21 protein-coding genes and 1 pseudogene are annotated in these 18,684 nt (G+C 69.4%); 14 read left to right on the top strand and 8 right to left on the bottom strand.

Translation table 11 applies throughout. The features are described from left to right. Positions 1–66 precede the first annotated feature (66 nt). The 11 genes and pseudogenes from AC0NZQ_RS01570 to AC0NZQ_RS01520 all read left to right on the top strand — a co-directional run. Complete coding sequence (locus AC0NZQ_RS01570) at positions 67–1,191, top strand: protein-glutamate methylesterase/protein-glutamine glutaminase (protein ID WP_474527873.1); 1,125 nt, start codon at positions 67–69, stop codon at positions 1,189–1,191. After that, positions 1,188–2,012 carry a CheR family methyltransferase gene (locus AC0NZQ_RS01565; protein WP_474527872.1) on the top strand — a complete coding sequence of 275 codons (825 nt, stop codon included), beginning with the start codon at positions 1,188–1,190 and terminating at the stop codon, positions 2,010–2,012. Before AC0NZQ_RS01570 ends, AC0NZQ_RS01565 begins: the two co-directional genes overlap by 4 nt. 1 nt (position 2,013) lies before the next feature. Further along, positions 2,014–2,391 carry a response regulator gene (locus tag AC0NZQ_RS01560; RefSeq protein ID WP_474527871.1) on the top strand — a complete coding sequence of 126 codons (378 nt, stop codon included), beginning with the start codon at positions 2,014–2,016 and terminating at the stop codon, positions 2,389–2,391. Further along, the gene (locus AC0NZQ_RS01555) at positions 2,391–2,858 is read left to right on the top strand and encodes a chemotaxis protein CheX (protein ID WP_474527870.1); all 468 of its coding nucleotides are present in this window, start codon (positions 2,391–2,393) and stop codon (positions 2,856–2,858) included. The genes AC0NZQ_RS01560 and AC0NZQ_RS01555 overlap by 1 nt, the downstream gene beginning before the upstream one ends. A gap of 10 nt (positions 2,859–2,868) precedes the next feature. Further along, positions 2,869–3,231 (top strand): response regulator, encoded by a 363-nt coding sequence (locus tag AC0NZQ_RS01550; protein ID WP_474527869.1) that lies wholly within the window; start codon positions 2,869–2,871, stop codon positions 3,229–3,231. A gap of 2 nt (positions 3,232–3,233) precedes the next feature. Further along, entirely contained in the window at positions 3,234–3,710 is a 477-nt protein-coding gene (locus tag AC0NZQ_RS01545; RefSeq protein WP_474527868.1) for a hypothetical protein, read from the top strand. A 185-nt stretch (positions 3,711–3,895) separates the two neighbouring features. Then, positions 3,896–5,944, top strand: coding sequence for a flagellar biosynthesis protein FlhA (locus tag AC0NZQ_RS01540; RefSeq protein ID WP_474527867.1), 2,049 nt, complete (start codon positions 3,896–3,898; stop codon positions 5,942–5,944). Then, positions 5,919–7,544, top strand: a complete 1,626-nt coding sequence (locus AC0NZQ_RS01535; RefSeq protein WP_474527866.1) for a hypothetical protein — start codon at positions 5,919–5,921, stop codon at positions 7,542–7,544. The genes AC0NZQ_RS01540 and AC0NZQ_RS01535 overlap by 26 nt, the downstream gene beginning before the upstream one ends. Next, entirely contained in the window at positions 7,544–7,726 is a 183-nt protein-coding gene (locus AC0NZQ_RS01530; protein ID WP_474527865.1) for a hypothetical protein, read from the top strand. Before AC0NZQ_RS01535 ends, AC0NZQ_RS01530 begins: the two co-directional genes overlap by 1 nt. Before the next feature lie 77 nt (positions 7,727–7,803). Then, on the top strand, positions 7,804–7,944 hold the full coding sequence (locus AC0NZQ_RS01525; protein ID WP_474527864.1) for a hypothetical protein: 141 nt from the start codon (positions 7,804–7,806) through the stop codon (positions 7,942–7,944). 1,118 nt (positions 7,945–9,062) lie between these two features. Continuing rightward, positions 9,063–9,415, top strand: a pseudogene (locus AC0NZQ_RS01520) (ATP-binding protein); the annotation flags it as partial. A gap of 23 nt (positions 9,416–9,438) precedes the next feature. On the opposite strand, the gene AC0NZQ_RS01515 reads toward AC0NZQ_RS01520, so the two are convergent. From AC0NZQ_RS01515 to AC0NZQ_RS01505, 3 genes are all read right to left on the bottom strand, one after another. Further along, the gene (locus AC0NZQ_RS01515; RefSeq protein WP_474527863.1) at positions 9,439–9,621 is read right to left on the bottom strand and encodes a helix-turn-helix domain-containing protein; all 183 of its coding nucleotides are present in this window, start codon (positions 9,619–9,621) and stop codon (positions 9,439–9,441) included. A gap of 633 nt (positions 9,622–10,254) precedes the next feature. Further along, a complete protein-coding gene (locus tag AC0NZQ_RS01510) occupies positions 10,255–10,842 on the bottom strand; it encodes a hypothetical protein (protein ID WP_474527862.1) in 588 nt (195 codons plus the stop codon). A gap of 11 nt (positions 10,843–10,853) precedes the next feature. Continuing rightward, positions 10,854–12,176, bottom strand: a complete 1,323-nt coding sequence (locus AC0NZQ_RS01505) for a hypothetical protein (protein WP_474527861.1) — start codon at positions 12,174–12,176, stop codon at positions 10,854–10,856. Positions 12,177–12,923: 747 nt separating this feature from the next. Here AC0NZQ_RS01505 and AC0NZQ_RS01500 point away from each other — a divergent pair. Continuing rightward, a complete protein-coding gene (locus AC0NZQ_RS01500; RefSeq protein ID WP_474527860.1) occupies positions 12,924–13,115 on the top strand; it encodes a hypothetical protein in 192 nt (63 codons plus the stop codon). A gap of 448 nt (positions 13,116–13,563) precedes the next feature. On the opposite strand, the gene AC0NZQ_RS01495 is transcribed toward AC0NZQ_RS01500, so the two are convergent. The 3 genes from AC0NZQ_RS01495 to AC0NZQ_RS01485 all read right to left on the bottom strand — a co-directional run bounded on the left by AC0NZQ_RS01495 (position 13,564) and on the right by AC0NZQ_RS01485 (position 15,052). Beyond that, the gene (locus AC0NZQ_RS01495; protein ID WP_474527859.1) at positions 13,564–13,686 is read right to left on the bottom strand and encodes a hypothetical protein; all 123 of its coding nucleotides are present in this window, start codon (positions 13,684–13,686) and stop codon (positions 13,564–13,566) included. A gap of 290 nt (positions 13,687–13,976) precedes the next feature. Then, on the bottom strand, positions 13,977–14,159 hold the full coding sequence (locus AC0NZQ_RS01490) for a hypothetical protein (protein WP_474527858.1): 183 nt from the start codon (positions 14,157–14,159) through the stop codon (positions 13,977–13,979). 35 nt (positions 14,160–14,194) lie between these two features. After that, entirely contained in the window at positions 14,195–15,052 is an 858-nt protein-coding gene (locus AC0NZQ_RS01485; protein ID WP_474527857.1) for a hypothetical protein, read from the bottom strand. Positions 15,053–15,173: 121 nt separating this feature from the next. Between AC0NZQ_RS01485 and AC0NZQ_RS01480 the strand changes: the two genes are divergently transcribed. Continuing rightward, a complete protein-coding gene (locus tag AC0NZQ_RS01480; RefSeq protein WP_474527856.1) occupies positions 15,174–15,806 on the top strand; it encodes a DedA family protein in 633 nt (210 codons plus the stop codon). Between the two features lie 196 nt (positions 15,807–16,002). Here the strand turns inward: AC0NZQ_RS01480 and AC0NZQ_RS01475 are convergent, their stop codons facing one another. Continuing rightward, positions 16,003–16,593: a lipocalin family protein gene (locus AC0NZQ_RS01475; protein WP_474527854.1), complete on the bottom strand. Its 591-nt coding sequence runs from the start codon at positions 16,591–16,593 to the stop codon at positions 16,003–16,005. 75 nt (positions 16,594–16,668) lie between these two features. Further along, the gene (locus tag AC0NZQ_RS01470; protein ID WP_474527853.1) at positions 16,669–16,953 is read right to left on the bottom strand and encodes a hypothetical protein; all 285 of its coding nucleotides are present in this window, start codon (positions 16,951–16,953) and stop codon (positions 16,669–16,671) included. Between the two features lie 24 nt (positions 16,954–16,977). Between AC0NZQ_RS01470 and AC0NZQ_RS01465 the strand changes: the two genes are divergently transcribed. Next, on the top strand, positions 16,978–18,669 hold the full coding sequence (locus AC0NZQ_RS01465) for a ribonuclease J (protein WP_474527852.1): 1,692 nt from the start codon (positions 16,978–16,980) through the stop codon (positions 18,667–18,669). Positions 18,670–18,684 lie beyond the last annotated feature (15 nt).

Here is an 18,684-nt window from a genome sequence, read left to right as displayed (position 1 = left end):
AGTCGTCCTCGTCACGACCGATGGTGTCGGCGTGACCCCCACCTCGCCCGCGGCCAGCGGTGCAGCATGAGCACCGAGCGCCGCATCCGCGTGCTCGTCGTCGACGACTCCGTCGTCGTCCGGCGGCTGGTCACCGACGTGCTGTCGGCCGACCCGCTGATCGAGGTCGTCGGCACCGCCGCCAACGGCCGGCTCGGCGTGGCGAAGGTCGAGCAGCTCAAGCCGGACCTGGTCACCCTCGATGTCGAGATGCCCGAGATGGACGGCCTCACCGCGCTGCGCACCATCCGCAAGACGCACACCCGGCTGCCCATCATCATGTTCAGCACGCTCACCGAGCCCGGCGCCGCGGTGGCGCTCGAGGCGCTCGCGGCGGGGGCGAGCGACTACGTCACCAAACCCGCGAACGTGGGCAGCGTCGCCGAGTCGATGCGCAGCGTCAGCGAACAGCTCATCCCGCGGGTGCATGCGCTGGCCGGCCCCGCCGCCGGTGTCGTCCGTGGTGCCGCCCGCCGTCCTCTCACCGACCGCCCGGCTCCCCGCAGCGTCGGTCACGTCGCGGCGCCGCCGCGACGCAGCCCACGCCCCGTGACCGCTCCCAAGGTGCTCGCCATCGGCTGCTCGACGGGTGGTCCGCAGGCGCTCTCGGCCGTGCTCCAGGCGTTGCCGGCGAGCCTGCCGATCCCGGTCGTGGTCGTCCAGCACATGCCGCCGGTCTTCACCGCGCAGTTCGCCGCCCGCCTGGATCGGACCTGCCCGGTCACGGTGGTCGAGGCCAAGGGCGACGAGACACTGCGACCCGGCACCGTCTACATCGCCCCCGGCGACTTCCACATGGAGGTCCGTCCGGGCAGCCCGATCCCCGTCCTCCGCCTCAACCAGCACCCGCCGGTCTGCTTCTGCCGCCCGGCCGTGGACGTCCTCTTCACCAGCGTCGCGGCCTGCTTCGGCCCCGCCGTCCTCGCCGTCGTGCTGACGGGCATGGGCTCCGACGGCCGGGACGGGTCACGACACATCAGCAGCGCCGGAGGAAGTGTCCTGGCGCAGGACGAGCAGACCTCGGTCGTCTGGGGCATGCCGGGGGCGGTCGCCGCCGCCGGACTGGCCGACGACATCCTCCCGCTGGACAGCATCGCGCCGGCCATCGTCCAGCGCGTCTCGTCCGCCCCGGCACTTGCGAGCACCCGATGACCCTCACCGCCGAGAACTTCGAGTTCGTCCGTGACCTGGTCCGTGCCGACAGCGCGATCGTCCTCGCGCCCGGCAAGGAGTACCTGGTCGAGGCCCGGCTCACCCCGCTGGCCCGCTCCACCGGGACGAGCACCGTCGACGACTTCGTCAGCAAGATCCGCGCCGCGCGTGACGTGGGGCTGCGGGCCAAGGTCGTGGACGCGCTCACCACCAACGAGACGTCCTGGTACCGCGACGGCGACCCGTTCGTCGCGCTGCGCAACGTCATCCTCCCCGACATCATGCGGCGCCCCGGCTTCTCGGGCAGCGTGAACATCTGGTCCGCGGCCTGCTCCAGCGGGCAGGAGCCGTACACGATCGCCATGGAGGTCGCCGACCTCGCGTCGGCCCGGCCGCTCTCGGCCAGCATCCTCGCCACCGACCTCTCGCCCACGATGGTGGCGCGGACGAGCGCCGGCCGGTACAGCCAGCTCGAGGTCAACCGCGGCATGCCCGCGGCCCGGCTCGTCCAGCACTTCAGCCGCGAGGGCACCGAGTGGGCCGTCTCGCCGAAGCTGCGCTCGATGGTGCGGGCTCGGCAGATGAACCTCGCCGCCCCGTTCGGAGCGATGGGCCCCTTCGACGTCGTCTTCCTGCGCAACGTCCTCATCTACTTCGATGTCCCGACCAAACGGCAGATCTTGCAGCGGGTGCGCAGTGTGATGCGCCCGGACGGCTACCTCTTCCTCGGCTCGGCCGAGGTGACGATCGGGGTAGACGATGGCTGGCGTCGCTCGACGGCCGGTCGCAGTTCCTACTATCAGCCAGCGACAGGAGCCTGACGTGCTTGCCCTCGTCATCGACGATTCCCGCGCCATGCGGCGAATCGTCTCCTCAATTCTCATCGGCGCCGGTTTCGCGACACTCGAGGCCGAGCACGGTCGGGCGGCCCTGGACATCCTGGACGCCGGTGAGCGCCCCGAGCTGGCCTGCATCGACTGGAACATGCCGGTCATGACGGGGCTCGAGTTCGTCACGGCGGTGCGCCCTCGCCCCGAGCTGCGCGCGATGACGCTGATGATGGTTACCACCGAGAGCGAGCACGGGCAGATCGTCCGCGCCCTCGCCGCCGGTGCTCACGAGTACCTCATCAAGCCCTTCACGCCCGAGGCGATGCTCGACAAGCTCAGCCTGCTCGGCCTGACGCCGGCGGCTGTCTGATGAGCCCGCTCGAGGTCGACGTCGACTCCCTCGGCAGCATCACCACCGACGTCTGGACGACCTTCGTCGCCGAGGACGCCGTGGTGCTGCCGCTGGACGAGGTGCCCCCGACCTTCGACACCGACGTCTCGAGCCGGGTCGTCATCGAGGGTGACACCGTCGGGGTCGTCGTGGTCCGCTGCGACCCCGATTCCGCGGCGGCGCTGACCCGCCGGCTCTTCAAGCTCGACGCCGACGCCGCCCCCGGCGCCGACGAGGTCAACGACGCGCTCGGCGAGCTCGCCAACATCGTCGGCGGCAACGTGAAGTCCCTCGGCCTCGGCGAGTCCCGGCTGACGCTGCCCGAGGTGGGCGCCGGCACGGACATCGAGGCCGGCACCGATCCGACCTGCGTCATCGACGTGATGTGGCCCGACGGCCGGGCCACGCTCCTGGTCAGTCCGCACCCCTTACCCGCTCAGCCCTAGGAGTCCCCCCGTGAAGGTCATCGTCGCCGACGACAGCCGCGTCATGCGGCAGATCGTCATCCGCACCCTGCGTCAGGCCGGCTACTCCGGCTGGGAGATCGTCGAGGCCGAGGACGGCGCCGACGCGCTGGCCAAGGTCGGCGCCGAGAACCCCGACCTCGTGCTGTCGGACTGGAACATGCCGAACATGACCGGCATCCAGTTCCTGCGCGCGCTGCGCTCGGCCGGCAACACCGTCCCGTTCGCCTTCGTCACCTCCGAGGGCTCGGACGACATGCGCAGCCAGGCCGCCTCGGCCGGTGCGCTCGGCCTCATCGCCAAGCCCTTCACCCCCGAGACGTTCAGCGACGTGCTCGCCACCGCCGGAGTCTGAGCATGGTCACCACCACGCTCCCGGACCCCAAGGCGGTCAAGACGCTGCTCGAGGGGATGCTCGGCCGCGACGTCGAGGTCGCGATCGGCAACCCCGTCCCGCCGGCGAAGGCGGCCGCGCTCGGTGTCTTCCACACCGACCTCGGCCGGCTCGCGGCGGTGGTGCTGACCGACCTGCCGCTCGCCGCCTACATCGGGACCTCCATCGCGCTGATCCCGGCCGGCGGGGCCGAGGCCGCGATCGAGGACGGGGCGCTGTCGCCGAGCATCTTCGACAACGTCAGCGAGCTGCTCAACGTCTTCGCCAGCGTCCTCAACGAGCACTGCGACGAGCACCTGCGGCTGGTGGCCTCCTACCCCGGCCTGGTCGGCGCACCCGGCGACGCCGCGGAGCTCGCGGCGCATCCGGCCAACCGGCTGGACCTCACCGTCACGGTGTCGCGGTACGGCACCGGCAGCTTCTCGGTCGTCCTCGGCTGACCCCGACACCCCGACTCCGACCCCGGTCACGGGCGCGGCGGCACCTCGCGTGCCGCCGGCCCGGGGCCGGGGTCTCGTCGTCTGACGGGTATCGCTCAAGTCGTCCCGGACCCGGCCGATAGCGTGGTTGCCAGGACGGCACCCCACGGCTCGGACGCCACCGCACCATCGCGCAGCGAGGTTCCGTGAAGTCGAGCAGGCTCAGCCAGCTGGCCGTCCCGATCGGCGTCGTCTCGATCGTGGTCATGCTCGTCGTGCCCATGCCGGCGTCGCTGCTGGACATCCTCATCGCCGGCAACATGGTGGGTGCGGTCCTCATCGTCCTCGTGTCGATGTACGTCAAGAAGCCGCTGGAGTTCTCCAGCTTCCCGTCGCTGCTGCTCATCGCGACACTGCTGCGCCTCGCACTGAACATCAGCGCGACGCGGCTCGTCCTCACCGACGGTTTCGCCGGCGACGTCATCAATGCCTTCGGCCACTTCGTCATCGGCGGCTCGCTGGTCATCGGCCTGGTGATCTTCGCGATCCTGTTGGTGATCCAGTTCGTGGTCATCACCAACGGTGCCGGCCGCGTCGCCGAGGTCGGCGCCCGCTTCACCCTCGACGCCATGCCCGGCAAGCAGATGGCGATCGACGCGGACCTCAACGCCGGCCTCATCGACGAGCAGACCGCCCGCAAGCGTCGGGCCGAGATCGCCTCGGAGGCCGACTTCTACGGCGCGATGGACGGTGCCACCCGCTTCGTCAAGGGTGACGCGATCGCCGCCATCATCATCACGCTGATCAACCTCATCGGCGGCTTCGCGATCGGCGTCGCCGAGCACGGCATGCCGGTGTCGGAGGCGCTCTCGACCTACAGCCTGCTCTCCATCGGCGACGGCCTCGTCAGCCAGATCCCGGCGCTGCTGCTCAGCGTCTCGACCGGCCTCATCGTGACCCGCTCCAGCGACCAGGACGACATGGGCACCGTCGTCTCGCGTCAGCTCGGCGCCAACCGCAAGGCGCTGCAGATCGCCGGCGCCGCCGCCCTCGGGCTCTGCCTGGTGCCGGGGCTGCCCAAGCTGCCCTTCCTGCTCGTCGGGTCGCTGCTGCTCTTCATGGCGGCCAAGCGCAAGACGGCGGAGAAGCTCGAGGCCGAGCAGGCGCAGGCCGAGGTCCCGGCCGCCACGCCCGCCGTCTCCGACGAGGACCAGCTGCGTGCCGACCTCGTCGTCGATCCGCTGGAGCTCGTCCTGGCCCCCGACCTGGTCCCGCTGGTCAGCGGCCCCGGCGCGGACCTGCTCGACCGGGTGAAGCTGCTGCGCCGGTCGCTGGCCACCGAGCTCGGCGTCGTGATGCCGCCGGTGCGGACCCGCGACAGCGTGACCCTCCCCGGCTCCACCTACGCGATCAACATCAACGGCGTCGAGGTCGGCCGGGCCATGGCTCCCACCGGCACCGCTCTCGCCATCGGCGACGGCCTGGACGGTCTGCCCGGTCGCGAGGCCAAGGAGCCGGTCTTCGGTCTGGACGGCAAGTGGATCCCGGAGGAGCTGCGGGCACAGGCCGAGCTGCTCGGTGCAACGGTGGTCGACCGCTCGTCGCTGGTGATCACGCACCTCTCCGAGGCGGTCCGCAACCACGCCAGCCGGCTGCTCGGCCGCGAGGACGTCGCCGCTGCGACGAAGGCGCTCAAGCACACCCACCCGGTCGTGGTCGAGGACCTCACCCCCGCCCTGCTCAGTCTCGGGGAGATCCAGCGGGTACTCCACGCATTGCTGGACGAGGGTGTCTCGATCCGCGACCTGGTCCGCATCTATGAGGCGCTCTCCGTGGCGGCCAAGGTCAGCGTCGAGCCCGACCGGCTCGTCGAGGCCGCCCGCGCCGCGCTCGCCCCCGCCATCGTCGCCGCCCAGGCCACCGGTACCCAGCTGGACGTCCTCACGGTCGAGCCCCGGCTGCAGCAGTTGCTGCTGGAGTCGGTACGACCGGGCGAGGGCGGTGCGCAGCTCATGGTCGAACCCGCGCTCGCCGAGTCGCTGCTCGCCTCGGTCGCCGAGCAGTACACGACCCACTCGGCCACCGGCGTCAAGCCGGTGCTCGTGGTCGCTGCCCCCATCAGGCTGCCGCTGCGGCGGCTGCTCAAGCTCTCCGTCCCCGCCCTGCCCGTGCTGTCCTATCCCGAGCTGGCCACCGGCTCGGTCACCGTCAACGCCCTCGGAGTGATCGATGACGTCCGCAACCTTGTTCCGTGAGGGTCCCGACCTCGACGAACTCCTCGCCGAGCTGGACGAGGAGTACGACGGCCGCGTCCGGGTCGTCGATGTCGAGTACGGCCGTGACGGCGGTGTCATGGGCTTCTTCGCCCGCCGCACCGTCGGCGTGCACTACGTGATCATGGACGCCGCCCCCGACGCCGTGCCGCTGGCCGAGGTCGCCGGCAGCCTGGAGATCCCGGACAGTCCCCTCGAGGCCCTGCTGCGCGCGGCCGAGCATGTCGAGCGGACCGAGCATGTCGAGCGGCGTGGGCTCGGCAGCGTGGCTGCCGGTGGCGATGGCGGTATGGCAGCTGCGGCCGCCGCAGCCGCCGAGGACATGGTGGAGTCCGGCCGCGCCCCCGCGGCCGCCACCGCCGGGGACAACGTCGAGTTCGCGCGCATGCTGCTCGACATCGCCGCCGCCAAGGCCGCCGAACGGCAGGCCGCCGTCGCGACCCCGGAGCTTTCGAGCGCAGCGCTTCCGGCGGCGCTTCCGACCCCGCCTGGCGGCCCGACCGATGCTGCGAGCCGGGGGGTCTCGCCGGTCACCGCAGCCGCACTCCGCCCGTCGCCCCGTCCCGCTGCCGTCGCCGCCCCGGTGACGACCCCGGAGTGGCAGGTCACCCGCGCCGAGCTGCTCGCCCACACGCAGATCCGCCCCGTCGGTGCCCACCGCAGTCCCGACGAGGTGGCGGCACCGCTCGCCGAGTCGTTCGACGAGCGGCCCGCGCCCCGCGCCGGTGCCCACCGTGCGCCGGACTCCGCCGCGTTCCCGCCGGCGACGCCGGCGCCGCCGGTGGTGACGCAGCCCGCGATCGTGCCGCCGGTGGTCGCGACGCCGGAGCCGGTCGTCGAGGTGTCACCGCAGCCGGTCGCCTTCGCTGCCGTGAGCCGCGAGGAGATCACCGCCCCCGCTGCTCCGCTCGCGGCGACGGCGGCCCCCGTCCGCACCCCGCTGACGCTGCGCCGCCAGCTCAGCGAGATCGGCGTCCCGATGAGCTGGCTGGGGGACGAGACGGGGAGCGCGTACGAGGCGATCGAACGCCTGGTGCGACGTGTGCCCACCGCCGAGCGGCCCGACCTCGGTCCGGGACAGCTGCTCGTCGTCGCCGGACCGGCCGTGCAGGCGCAGGCCGAGGCGTCTCGGCTCGCCGCGACCCTGCGGCTCGAGCCCACCGCGATCCGGACCGCCGGCTGCGGTACCGATCCGATCCGTCACCGGCGTCAGGCCGCCGCGCTGGAGCTCGAGGTCCGCACCCAGCGCGAGGCTTGCATCGTCGTGGTGGCCACGGATTCCTCCGGCGATACCGGCGGCGTGGCCGACCTGGAGTGGGCCGCCGACATCGTCGCCGCCCTCAGCCCGGACGAGCTGGTGCTCGTCGTCGAGGCCACCTGCCGGGTCGCGGACGTCCGCCGCACGGCTCGCACCCTCGGCCGGGTCACCGCGCTGTCGGTCGTGGCGGCCGCCCGGGCAGCGGGACCGGCCGCGATCTGGGAACTCGACCTCCCCGTCCTCTCGCTGGACGGCGCCCCCGCCACCCGCGGACGCTGGGCTGCGCTGCTCATCGACCGCCTCGCTGACCTGGATGGTTGCTGATGCTGCGCTGGTCCGTGCTGGCCCTGGCCCTCGTCGTCAACCTGCCCGTGATCTACGAGTCCCTCGTGGAGCAGACCGTCGCCGTGGACACCCTGCTCATCCGGTTGCTCATCACCGTGCCGATCGTCGCCCTCCTGCTCGCCGGCGTCCGGCTGGCGACCCGGAAACCGTCGGACGGCTGACGCGCGTTCGTCGTCGCTGGTCGTGGTCGAGGCGCGAAGGTCTCGACCGGCGGATTCGACATCGGGTGAGGTCCGCGGTGGGTGTGCTCGTGGCGTCGGGGGCGTTTGCCGATCCGGATGCAGCGGTTGTTGCGATCGAGTCCACGGCGTGGCTGCTGGGTGTGTCGTGCTGCGATGTCGCGGCGTTCGTTGAGGTGACCGGCGAACTGCCGTCCTGAAGACGGTTGGGTAATGATCACCATCGTGGTCCAGAAGATCGAGGACGAGTTGCGCTGGGGCCGCGGGGTGCTCGCTGCCTGCTCCGACCCATGAAAGTGGGCCACGGCCAAGCCCCAGCCGCCAACGGCTTCGGGGTAATACGCGAACGGCGACCCCCCGGCGACGTTCCATAGCGCGTAGACACCATCGGTGGTCAAGCCAAGAGCGACCCGCATGCCGAGCTGGTAGATGTGCGCGCACTCTTGAAACGCCGACGGCGGCGGGTCACCGACGCAGACTAACCCCCAGTCAGCCAGGCGCGCCGAGCGCTATTCGCCCCAACGCTGGTGCGCCACTGAGACTCATCCCGAGCCTTGCGCTGATGCCGCAGCAAGCGCTTCACACGCATGCGGAGACGGGCACGGCGAATCCCGGTGATGAAGTATCCGGGCGGGTCCGCCAGCCAAGCGCGTCAGCTCCTCGCCCGCTACCGTCCGCCTCGACTGGGAGCGACGCCCCCGGGGACCCAGCCGACGGAATCGGCTACCGTGCCGTCAGCGAGGGTAGAAGGGGTTCACGTGTCCAGCAGGCTCGTCGGCAGGATCGCAGCCACCTTGGTGATCCTCAGCTGTGTCGTGACGGCATGTACATCTCCGGCACGTCCGCCGGTCAGTCGGGCGTGCAACATCGCACTGAATACGGGCCGCGAAGTGCTGGTACCCATGAAGCTTCACCGTCCGACCAGGGGCGACTTCGCCACGGCGCCGGCGGTTCACGACCACATTCCGCCACGGGCGGGGGCGGATACCACCGCAAACCAGTTGTGGTTGTTGACTATGCGATGTAGCGACGAAGGCGTTGAACTTCGCTTAACCGGAGCGCCACATTCGCGAACAGTTTCCCTTGACCGGTCAAGAGGTGGCCTGGTTGCCATCGCACTGTACGTAACTGCGCCGGACTTGCGATCCGGGAGAATTTACGCGTACCGCGGCCACTTAGTCGGCGCGGCGCGGCTGCGTGACTTCTAGGTGCGCGGCAAAGGGTGCCATGGCAGTTGCCCTCATGATCAGCACCCGGTTCCGTAGTTTTGAGAATGACGCGCCGTCCGAGCCGAAGGTAGACGGTCCAGACATGAGTGTGGGTCACCCGGCTGGCCGATGCCCACCACGCCGGCACCCTGCAGGCAGAGCTCACCCGCCTCGGGCGTTACCCGTTGCTGGTCATCGACGAGGTCGGCTACATCCGTTCGAACTCGAAGCCGCGAACCTGTTCTTCCAACTCGTCTGCGCCCGTGACGAACGGGCCTCGCTGATCGTCACCTCGAACAAGCCCTTTGGCCGATGGGGCGAGGCGTTCGAAGACGACGACGTCGCCGCAGCCATGATCGACCGCCTGGTCCACCACGCCGAAGTGCTCGCCCTCAAAGGCGACAGCTACCGCCTCAAAGACCGCGACCTCGGCCGCACCCCACCACCAAACGCCGAGGACTAATCAACCCGGAAGAGGGGTTCATTTCAGACGCCGCAAGGGGGTCCACTTTCACCCGTCGTTGACAGGGCCCGCACGATCGCGTCCTCGACCGGTGTCGCGTTCGGCGTCGAGCTCGGGCGGCGGGAGCGCTCGTGAAGCCCGTCCAACCCCTCGATCTCGAACCGCTTCTTCCACTTGTAGTAGCTCTGCCGACTGATGCCTGGCACCCGGCAAACTCGGCCACGTCGTCGACGCCCTGAGCCAGGGCAGCCGCCGTCCGCGCGTCCATTGCAGTCGCCTTCCGCGCCATGGACAACAGCCCACAGCAGGTCAGGTGTCAGCGATGTCCCGAGACATCAATCCGTCAGCGAAGTCCTGAGACTCGACATTGGGCTGGGGGCCGCCGCACGTTCTGCTGGCGATCCCACCGACCTACGGGGTGCACCTGCTCGCGTGAGGGAGTGATCCGGCCGGCGGATGGTGGGCGCTGGTGACGTGGGTGCAGTGGGTGGCAAACCGGTTCGAAGAGCCGGTCCAGATGTGGTAGACCGCCGGGGCCGCCGCCCACCACGTCGGCCGGGTCGCGGACCAGGACTTCAGCCGCGTCCCGAGGGGCAGGCTCGACGCCGCCAAGCGTTGGTGGCGGGCGACGCCACCGACGTCATGGTTCGGCCACTACGGCCTGCTCGAGGCCGACATCCAGCTCGATCCGCCCAACGGCTGGCGTGAGTGCGGTCCGCGGTGCTCGAAACGCTCCCGGTCGTGCCAGACCACGGAGGGCCGCGGAGTAAAACGCTTCGCGACCCCCTGGGCCGGGCGGGGTGAAGTATTGGAGACGCTTGTGTCCGAGGTCGGCGCCCCTAGTTGTTGTTCTTGCAGGTGAAGTTGGAGGTGACATGTCCGGTGCATCGGACGTATTCCAACGGAACCGTGAAGGTGTGGCCGTTGTTGTAGGTCACGGTGAAGCTGTCGGCGTGGGCTGACGGTGTGCCCGCCTTGACCTCGATGTTGAGTTCGCGGTGAGCAGTTGCCTTACGGACACAAGGTTGCGTGAAGGCGGCATGGGTGAATCCACCGAGCGAGGCCAGTGTCACCGGTGCACTCGCCGGGTCGTCCTCGCCACCGACTGCGGTCGACAGCTGTGGGCGCGTTCCCCACGCGACGACGACTAACTTGCCGGTGGTGTGCGCAGGTTCGACCTTGTTGATGCGCACGGGCCCACCCTGCGTGCACACGTCGCCTGCTTGCAGCGTTTCCGGCGTGGACATTGCCATGTTCTGACTGCCGATACCGGGGTTGGTGGTGCCGTTGACGTCGGAGTAGGCACGCGCGCCGGTCCGGGCCGTGCCGGACGTGCCACATCCCGCGAGGAGCGGCGTGACCAGGATCCCGACTACCGCCGTCGTCCGGGCGATGATTGCCATGCCGTTTCGGGCGCGACGTGTCACGAAGCTGAACCTCAGCAGTCCGGAGTGATGGAGTCAGGCTGGCCGTTCGGCAGTATCGCATCGCCATCGTTCAGTGACGCGGCGTCCGCCGGAGTTGCTCCACACTGCCCTTGGCGGGGCTTGATGGCAGCGTTGGCGGCGTTCAGCCAGGAGTCCCCGTTGCCGCACATGTAGTCGACGTTGCTCTGGTTCACCGACCAGACCACTTCGGTGTTCTTGGAGTAAGACGCCTTTGCCTGCAGGCTGACGATCCCGAGGGTGACCCCTGCTTCGAAGGTGAGGTTGCTACCGCCGCTCTTGCGGTAAACCTGACCCTTGATCGCGCTGCGACATACGTTGTAGCTGTTGCCCGGATTTCCGATCGCTTTGTCGCCGGTGATGATGTCGTCGAACTTGTCGGGTCGTGCCGAGTACGTCACCGTCAACTTCGGTCCGCCCGAGCACGTCGTGACGTATTCGCGGTAGGTCACCTTGTTGTAGACGGTCCAGTTGCGGGCGAACTTGTGCGTCAGGCTGTTGTCCTGGTTCGTCTCGATCGTGGTCTTTCCCGACGCGGACCAGTCTTCACCCTCGGCGGACACGCCAATGCCCAGCGAGTGCGCGGACGCCGTGGTCTCGGTCAACGCCGCGGGCGCAAAGGCATTGGAATACAGGTGAATGAACGCCTCGTTCTTGTTGCGCCAGTAGGTCCTGGTCGAGTCAGTAGCGCAGTACATCGGCGAGACCCCTGAGGCCGGCGAAGAGGCGCTGCTGCTGGCTCGTGGCGTAGCCAGGCCATGCTTCGCCAGTTCCGCGGTCGCCGTCGCCCCGGTCGCGGAGAACTGAACCGCAGCCGTGATCGGCGCATCCTGCCCTACCGCGCTGGTGAGCGTCTTTGCGCCGGTGTTGATGGTTGCCACCATCCGGTTTGTCGGTGTGGCGTTCAGAGACGTGTCCGCTGCAGCTGCCGAACCGGCGAGCGCAGCCGGAACGTTCACTTCGGTGCCACCCACCATCACCGACAGGGAGACCTCTCCCGAAGGGCCCACGTAGTCGGGCCCGAGCTTGCTCAGGTCGGGCGACACCGCATAAGAGCCGTCGTTTGCAGTCTGTGAATATTCAACGATCGGGTTGTTGAACGTGACGTCATCGCCCATGGCAACCAGTGCATCCTGATTCGGCCAGGCAAACACCATGACAGGCGATCCGGCTACGGGTGTGCTGCCGTCGACAACCTTGCCCGTCATCAGAGTCAAATCCGTCGTCGCCGCCGACGCCACGATCGGTACGCCGAAACAGACACCCGCGACCAGGACGGCTGCTGCACCGCCCCTCACCACAGTCCTGAACCTCATCGTTCCCTCCCTCGGAGCCCGGAGTAGGGCCACCAAAAGCACCATATGAGTTTTCTGTGCGTTACGTCCATATATAGCGGCAAAAGAGGTGCAGGGTGTCGTTCAGCAGTCGCTAAGACCGAGACCTTCCCGCGCGGGTCGTCACCGAATACCTGGAGCACTACGCCCCGGTTGACGGCAAGCGCAACGCCGCCGAAGTCCGGGCCGAACGGGTCGTCTCCGGTCAGGTGAGCGCGCTCAAGAGCCGGGCGTTCGCGCTGCTCGCATCGGCCGTGACCTGATCGCGAGCAGAGGCGAGGGGCCGGCCCATCCGACCTGAGTCGTCCCATCGCCTCGCACGGTTGCGGCGCCGGCAGCGACAGAGGCTGCCGGCGAACGTGCCACCGGCGGTCAGCCGGTGACGTCGCTGCCGCTGTGGTCCGGTCCCGTGGCGTGCGGACAAGCAGATGGCGCAGTCGTGCCGGTGGTGCGGTCTCGCCTCCCTGCGGTGGCGCTCCCAGCTGGGTAGCCCCGGCCGGCCTCCGGCCGCAAGGGGTGATTCTTTCCAGCGGCATCGGGATGGTGCTCCGCACCACGCGTGGTCCGGTCGGGCGGGCGGGCCCTTGCATCCTCCGGCCGTCTGGACCAGGCCAGCGGCTACGCCGACGTGCGGCAAGAGCGACCGCACGTCAGCGAAGCCCCAAGGAGAGGATTTCCCAACCGGGAGGGAGCACCCCATGGCCACACGAGCCGGACTCTCACTGGCCGGTGACGAACCCGAGCGGCGTTGATGTCGGAGCGATGCTGCGGACAGCGCTGGACACTCTCGACGCGGCGGTGATGATGTCGTGGCCCCGCGAGCCCATCTCCGAAATGCTCGCCCGCTGCGAGGCGCTGGTGTTGCTGATCCCGGTCCTCGAACCGGTCGGGCCGGTGACCGATCGCGTCCTGTGGCCGTAGCGAGCAGGGTGCAATAGATTGGTGCACCACCTGTTTGGGTCGCGCAAACCCGCTCCGACGCGGCGGCAAGACATCCCTGGGCGAAATGGAGGGGGCCCGTCGTGAGCTCCGTCGGGCGCGCTGTCAACCAGCTGGCAGCTCGCCATCCGACGCTGGATCGGCTCGAGATCAGGCACGTCCTGGAAGCTGCGCAGCGAACCGTCCGGCAACGGATGGGATCACCGAATCTCGCTCTGGCAGTCGAGCTGGCCGATCTGCGACTCACCCAACGGCGAGCGGACCGCTGACGGCGGGGACGCTGGTGGTCTGTCGACGAGAGTCGGATCTCGGACTGTCGATGTCCCGAGCAGAGGCCCCGGATCACTCCACACTTCGGAGAGGTGTCACGTCACATGGACCCTGAAGCTCACGTCAGCCGCGAGATGGATCGCGATCTCGTGAGTTGGGACTACCCGACCCGTGGCACCGTCGACTTCCGGACCCTCTTCAGCGGCGACGTGACGGGCACGTGCGGGATGAGCAGGGGCATCGCCTCCTCCAGCCCGGCCAGCAGCTCCGCGAGCATTGCCACGACGCCACCGAGAGCTACCACATCGTCGAAGGGTCGGGACGGATCACTCTCGACGAGAAGAGCCGATGAGATCGGGGCGGGGGACAGCGTCTACATCCCGGGCGATTGCGCTCATGCGATCCGCAACACGGGAACCCGCGTGCTCCGCTGGTTCTCCGTCTTCGACGTCGACTCCTTCGCCGATGTCCGCTACCGCTGGATGACATAACGAGGCACATCCGACGGGACACATTCTCGCCCCCGGCTGAGCGCACCACCCGGCGGCGCGGACAAGCCCGGTGATGGACCCGTCAGCGAGCGTGCCAATGACGCCAGGCGCTGCCCGCCAGCCAGAGACCGAGCAGGGCGCCGAGGCCGAAGACGATGCGGACGGCGACCGGACCGGTGCTGAAGAGGGCGACCAGCGCGAAGCCGAGGGTGCTGACCAGGTAGAGCCAGAAGATGGTCTGCCAGGGGAATCGATAGCCCGTCACGGGCCGCAGCCTGTCATGCCGGCGCCTCGGGTGTCCTACTTCGGTGCGGTGACGACGACCGGCTTGCCGAGGTCGTAGAAGTACTGCGTGGTGGTGCTCCGCACGCCCTGGCTCGTCACCGTCCCCCGGACGCCTACCGGGGTGAAGTCGTTCTTCACCCACACGGTGTAGGCGTTGACGCGCTGCGGTCCCAGCAGGTTCACCGTGAACGGCCCGGTCGCCGTGATCCGCCAGGCCTTGACCTCACCGCGGGGCAGCCGGACGACGTCCTGCCGCGGGGCCGGCTTCCAGGACGGCGCGGCGGCCAGCACCCGCACCGTCTCCGCCGGCGAGGCGTACACCCGGTAGAGACTGGCCGCCGCGGCGGCGGCCAACGCCGTCGGGTCGCTGGAGCGAGGGTCGGCCCGCACCCAGCGTCCGTGGGAGGTGAGCCATGCGGTCTTGGGCAGGAAACGGAACTTCACCGTTCCGTCCGAGCCGGTGAACTGCCCCGCCATCGTCGGCGTCCGGCCGTAGGTGAACTCGGCGCTGCCGCGGAGGTCGGCGGCCGTGATGGTCTCGCGGCCGCTGCCCCAGGCGGTCATGGCCGCGTTGATGCAGCCGGCCAGCTTCGCGGCGGGGATCCGGGCGCCGGACTGCAGCGCGATGCCGTCACAGGCCCGCGGTTTGCGATAGGCCACGCCGGCGGCCGCTGCGGAGGTGGCAGACGAGCGACCGGTCGTGCCGGCAACCGGAGCCGACGAGCCCGCCGACGACGCGGTCGCGGTCCCCGTCGAGGTCGCCGTTGCCCGTACCGACGTGCCCGCCTCGGCCGGCGAGGAGTCGCTACAGCCGGTGACGAGCAGCGCCACCGTCAGCGCGGCGGCCAGGGTGGTCGTCCTTCGCGTGGTCACGTCGGCATCCTGGCAGGCCCCTCGAGTCGCCCGGGCGAGGGCCTCCCGTCCCGGTGTGAGTCGCGCGCGGCGACCGCCGAGTGGCGCCGGGGCATCGCCGGCATCCGTAGACTCGCCCCTCGTGCTGCTGGCCAACCCGATCAGTCCGGACACCCTGCTCTCGGGTAGCGGTGCGCTGCTCGTTCTCGCCTTGGTGCTCTTCGCCGAGTGCGGGCTGCTCGTGGGCTTCTTCCTCCCCGGCGACACGCTGCTCTTCGCGGCCGGGATCTATCTCGCGGTCGGCGACATCAAGACCCCCCTTGCCGCCTTCCTCGTCGTCGCGCCCGTGGCGGCCTTCCTCGGCAACCTGGTCGGCTACGGCATCGGCTACCGCGCCGGACCCGTGGTCTTCGACCGGCCGAAGTCGCGGCTCTTCCGTCCCGAGTACGTCACCCGCGCGCATGACTTCTTCGAGCGGTTCGGCTCGTGGACGATCATCATCGGCCGCTTCGTCCCCATCGTCCGGACGGTGGCGACGGTCATGGCCGGTGTCGGACGGATGCGCTTCGCCCTCTACGCCCTGTACTCGGCGCTGGGCGGCATCGTCTGGACCGTCGGCGTCATCCTGCTCGGCTACTGGCTCGGGCAGTTCGACTTCGTCCAGCGCAACAAGGGTTACGTGGATGTCGTCGTCGTGGGCGTGGTCGTCCTTGGGCTCGTCCCCGTGCTGGTCCATCTGCTTCAGGGCCGGCGGCACCGCGGCCCGCAGAGCTGAGCTCACAGCCGACGACGGCAGCGACACGCCTCGGGGGAAAGCGCGTCGCTGCCGTCAGCAGTGGCCGGATCGCACCGTCAGCCTCGGGGGAAGGCGTTCGGTTCCCCACCCGTCCGATCGGTTCAACGAGGGTCTGCCGTCGAGGGTGACGCACGTCATGCGAATCGGGACTTTGGACCTGTAGCCGTCCCCACGATCAGCAGAGGGTGGTCCGCTGCTGCGCGCCCCCGTCCTGCTTGGTGACCTCGAAGGCGCAGAGGTCGAAGCCGTTGGCGACGATGGTCCGTGCGATCGCGGCCTGGTCGCTGCCGCCGAGTGTCGCCGACCGCGACAGGACGAACCCGGTCTTGTGGTCGGCCGAACCGACCAGCGCCCAGCGGTACTGCGGGTCCAGACCGAAGATGAGGTAGTTGGCGTTCTTGCCGTAGACCTGCCTGCCGAAGAGGCGGAAGAAGGAGACGTTGAGCGCGGAGTTGGCCGGGGCGTTCTCGACCCGGGCCTTGCCCTTGACGCTGCTGGTGAAGCCGAGGTACGTCGCGCACCTATTGGTGACGCCGACGGTGCCGTCGCTGTTCTTCACGTACGTGGCGGTGACGTTCTTCGCGCACTGCGCTTCGAAGACGGCCGGGATGGCAGCGAGCTGATACCAGCCGCCTACGTAGCGGTTGAGGTCCACCGAGGCGACCGGCTGCACCGGAGCCGGTGCCGCGGTGGCAGAACTCGCGAGGCCCAGGGTCAGTGTCGCGGTGGCGACGACGGTGAGGACGACGGCGGCGATGCGTCGCATGGTTACTCATTTCGAGGGGGTCGGAACGGACAAATTGGTTGTGCCCGTCCCGAACCGGCCGCGAAACGAGACGAGTCAGCGCTGACAGGCCTCTCGTACCGAGTCCGGGGCCTCGACGTGGACGCCGAAGAAGGTGGTGTCCAGCTTGCAGGCCCGGCTGTTGATCTCGTCCTCGACCCGGCCGCGCTGCTGCCAGACCACGATGGCCAGGACGACGACGACCAGGGCGATCGCGAGGCGGATGAAGATCTGGGTGAGCAGCGCCGCCAGCACGAAGCCGAGGATGACGAGGATGACGATCACCCCGATGCCGATTCCGGTGATGTTGTCGCTGCTGATCGCCTGCACCGTGGTCTCCATGGGCGTCACGCTAGCCTCGATCGCATGAGTAACGGCGGCACCCAGGGCCAGGCTGAACCTCCGGCGCTGCCGCGCGGCGGCCTGCGTGTCGTCGCGCTCGGCGGCATCAAGGAGATCGGCCGCAACATGACGATGTTCGAGTACGACGGCCGGCTGCTCGTCGTCGACTGCGGGATGCTGCTCGGTAAGACCGATTCGCCCGGCATCGACGTCACGCTCCCGGACTGGTCGTACTTCGCCGACCGGCTGGACGACATCGACGCGGTCGTCCTCACCCATGGCCACGAGGACCACATCGGCGCGCTGCCCTACCTGCTGCGCGAGCGCGGCGACATCCCGGTCATCGGCTCGCGGCTGACGCTGGCGCTGGTGAGCGCCAAGCTCGACCAGCACCGCATGAAGCCGGTCACCCGCCAGGTCGTCGAGGGCGAGAGCCTGGACCTCGGCGCCTGGGGACTGCGCTTCTTCGCGGTGAACCACTCCATCCCGGACGCCCTGGCCGTCGCGATCCGTGCCGGCGAGCAGACGGTGCTGCACACCGGCGACTTCAAGATGGACCAGACCCCGCTGGACGGTCGCCTCACCGACCTGCCGGGCTTCTCCCGCCTCGGCGACGAGGGCGTCGACCTGCTGCTGTCGGACTCCACCAACGCCGAGGTGCCGGGCTTCATCCCGTCCGAGCGGGATGTCGGCAAGGTCGTCGCGGACGTGATCACCAAGGCGCAGGGCCGGATCATCGTCGCCTGCTTCGCCTCGCACGTGCACCGGGTGCAGCAGGTCCTCGACGCCGCCCATGCCAGCGGCCGGCAGGTCGCCTTCGTGGGACGCTCCATGGTCCGCAACATGGGCATCGCACGAGACCTGGGCCTGTTGCGGGTGCCGGACCAGCTGATCGTGGACCTCAAGATGGCCGAGGAGCTGCCGTCCCGACGCATCCTGCTCATCTCCACCGGGTCGCAGGGCGAGCCACTCTCGGCGCTGTCCCGGATGGCCAACCGCGATCACCAGACGATCACCATCAGCTCCGACGACACCATCCTGCTCGCCTCCTCGCTCATCCCCGGCAACGAGACCTCGGTGGGTCAGGTCATCAACGGCCTGTCCCGGCTCGGGGCGACCGTCGTGCACAAGTCCACGGCGCTGGTCCACGTCTCCGGACACGCCCCGGCCGGCGAGCTGCGTTACCTGCTCAACGCCGTCCGCCCCACCAACCTCATGCCGGTGCACGGTGAGTGGCGGCACCTGCGCGCGCACGCGCAGATCGGTCGGTCGATGGGGCTGCCGGACGAGCGCATCCTGCTCGCCGAGGACGGCACCGTCGTCGACCTCGTCGACGGGCTCGCCAGCATCACCGGGCACATCCCCGTCGGCTACGTCTACGTCGACGGCCTCGAGGTCGGCGACATCGGTGACTCGACGCTGAAGGACAGGCGCATCCTCGGCGAGGACGGGTTCCTCTCGGTGCTCGTCGCGGTCGACTCCGAGGCGGGCAAGGTGGTCTTCGGCCCCGAACTCACCTCCCGAGGCTTCAGTGACGACCCCAAGGCATTGCGGCCGATCACGACGGAGCTGGTCAAGGTGATCGAGAAGGCCATCGCCGACGGCACCCGCGACTCCGACGCGCTCGAGCGCCTCATCCGCCGCACGGTCGGCCGCTGGGTGGACCGCGAGTACCGCCGGCGGCCCATGCTCATGCCGCAGGTCGTCCAGGTCTGACCGTTCTCGGGCCCC

The organism is Jatrophihabitans sp. sgz311053 (assembly GCF_056135305.1).
The sequence above is the reverse complement of the archived record's forward strand: the minus strand, read 5'-3'. Positions and strand labels throughout refer to the sequence as shown.

What these genes read in the sequence shown, in the direction of transcription:
- AC0NZQ_RS01530 (WP_474527865.1), top strand. Translation starts at nt 7,544, where the DNA reads ATGCTGCGCTGGTCCGTGCTGGCCCTGGCCCTCGTCGTCAACCTGCCC.
- AC0NZQ_RS01565 (WP_474527872.1), top strand. Translation starts at nt 1,188, where the DNA reads ATGACCCTCACCGCCGAGAACTTCGAGTTCGTCCGTGACCTGGTCCGT.
- AC0NZQ_RS01470 (WP_474527853.1), bottom strand. Translation starts at nt 16,953, where the DNA reads ATGGAGACCACGGTGCAGGCGATCAGCAGCGACAACATCACCGGAATC.
- AC0NZQ_RS01570 (WP_474527873.1), top strand. Translation starts at nt 67, where the DNA reads ATGAGCACCGAGCGCCGCATCCGCGTGCTCGTCGTCGACGACTCCGTC.
- AC0NZQ_RS01535 (WP_474527866.1), top strand. Translation starts at nt 5,919, where the DNA reads ATGACGTCCGCAACCTTGTTCCGTGAGGGTCCCGACCTCGACGAACTC.
- AC0NZQ_RS01545 (WP_474527868.1), top strand. Translation starts at nt 3,234, where the DNA reads ATGGTCACCACCACGCTCCCGGACCCCAAGGCGGTCAAGACGCTGCTC.
- AC0NZQ_RS01555 (WP_474527870.1), top strand. Translation starts at nt 2,391, where the DNA reads ATGAGCCCGCTCGAGGTCGACGTCGACTCCCTCGGCAGCATCACCACC.
- AC0NZQ_RS01475 (WP_474527854.1), bottom strand. Translation starts at nt 16,593, where the DNA reads ATGCGACGCATCGCCGCCGTCGTCCTCACCGTCGTCGCCACCGCGACA.
- AC0NZQ_RS01465 (WP_474527852.1), top strand. Translation starts at nt 16,978, where the DNA reads ATGAGTAACGGCGGCACCCAGGGCCAGGCTGAACCTCCGGCGCTGCCG.
- AC0NZQ_RS01505 (WP_474527861.1), bottom strand. Translation starts at nt 12,176, where the DNA reads ATGAGGTTCAGGACTGTGGTGAGGGGCGGTGCAGCAGCCGTCCTGGTC.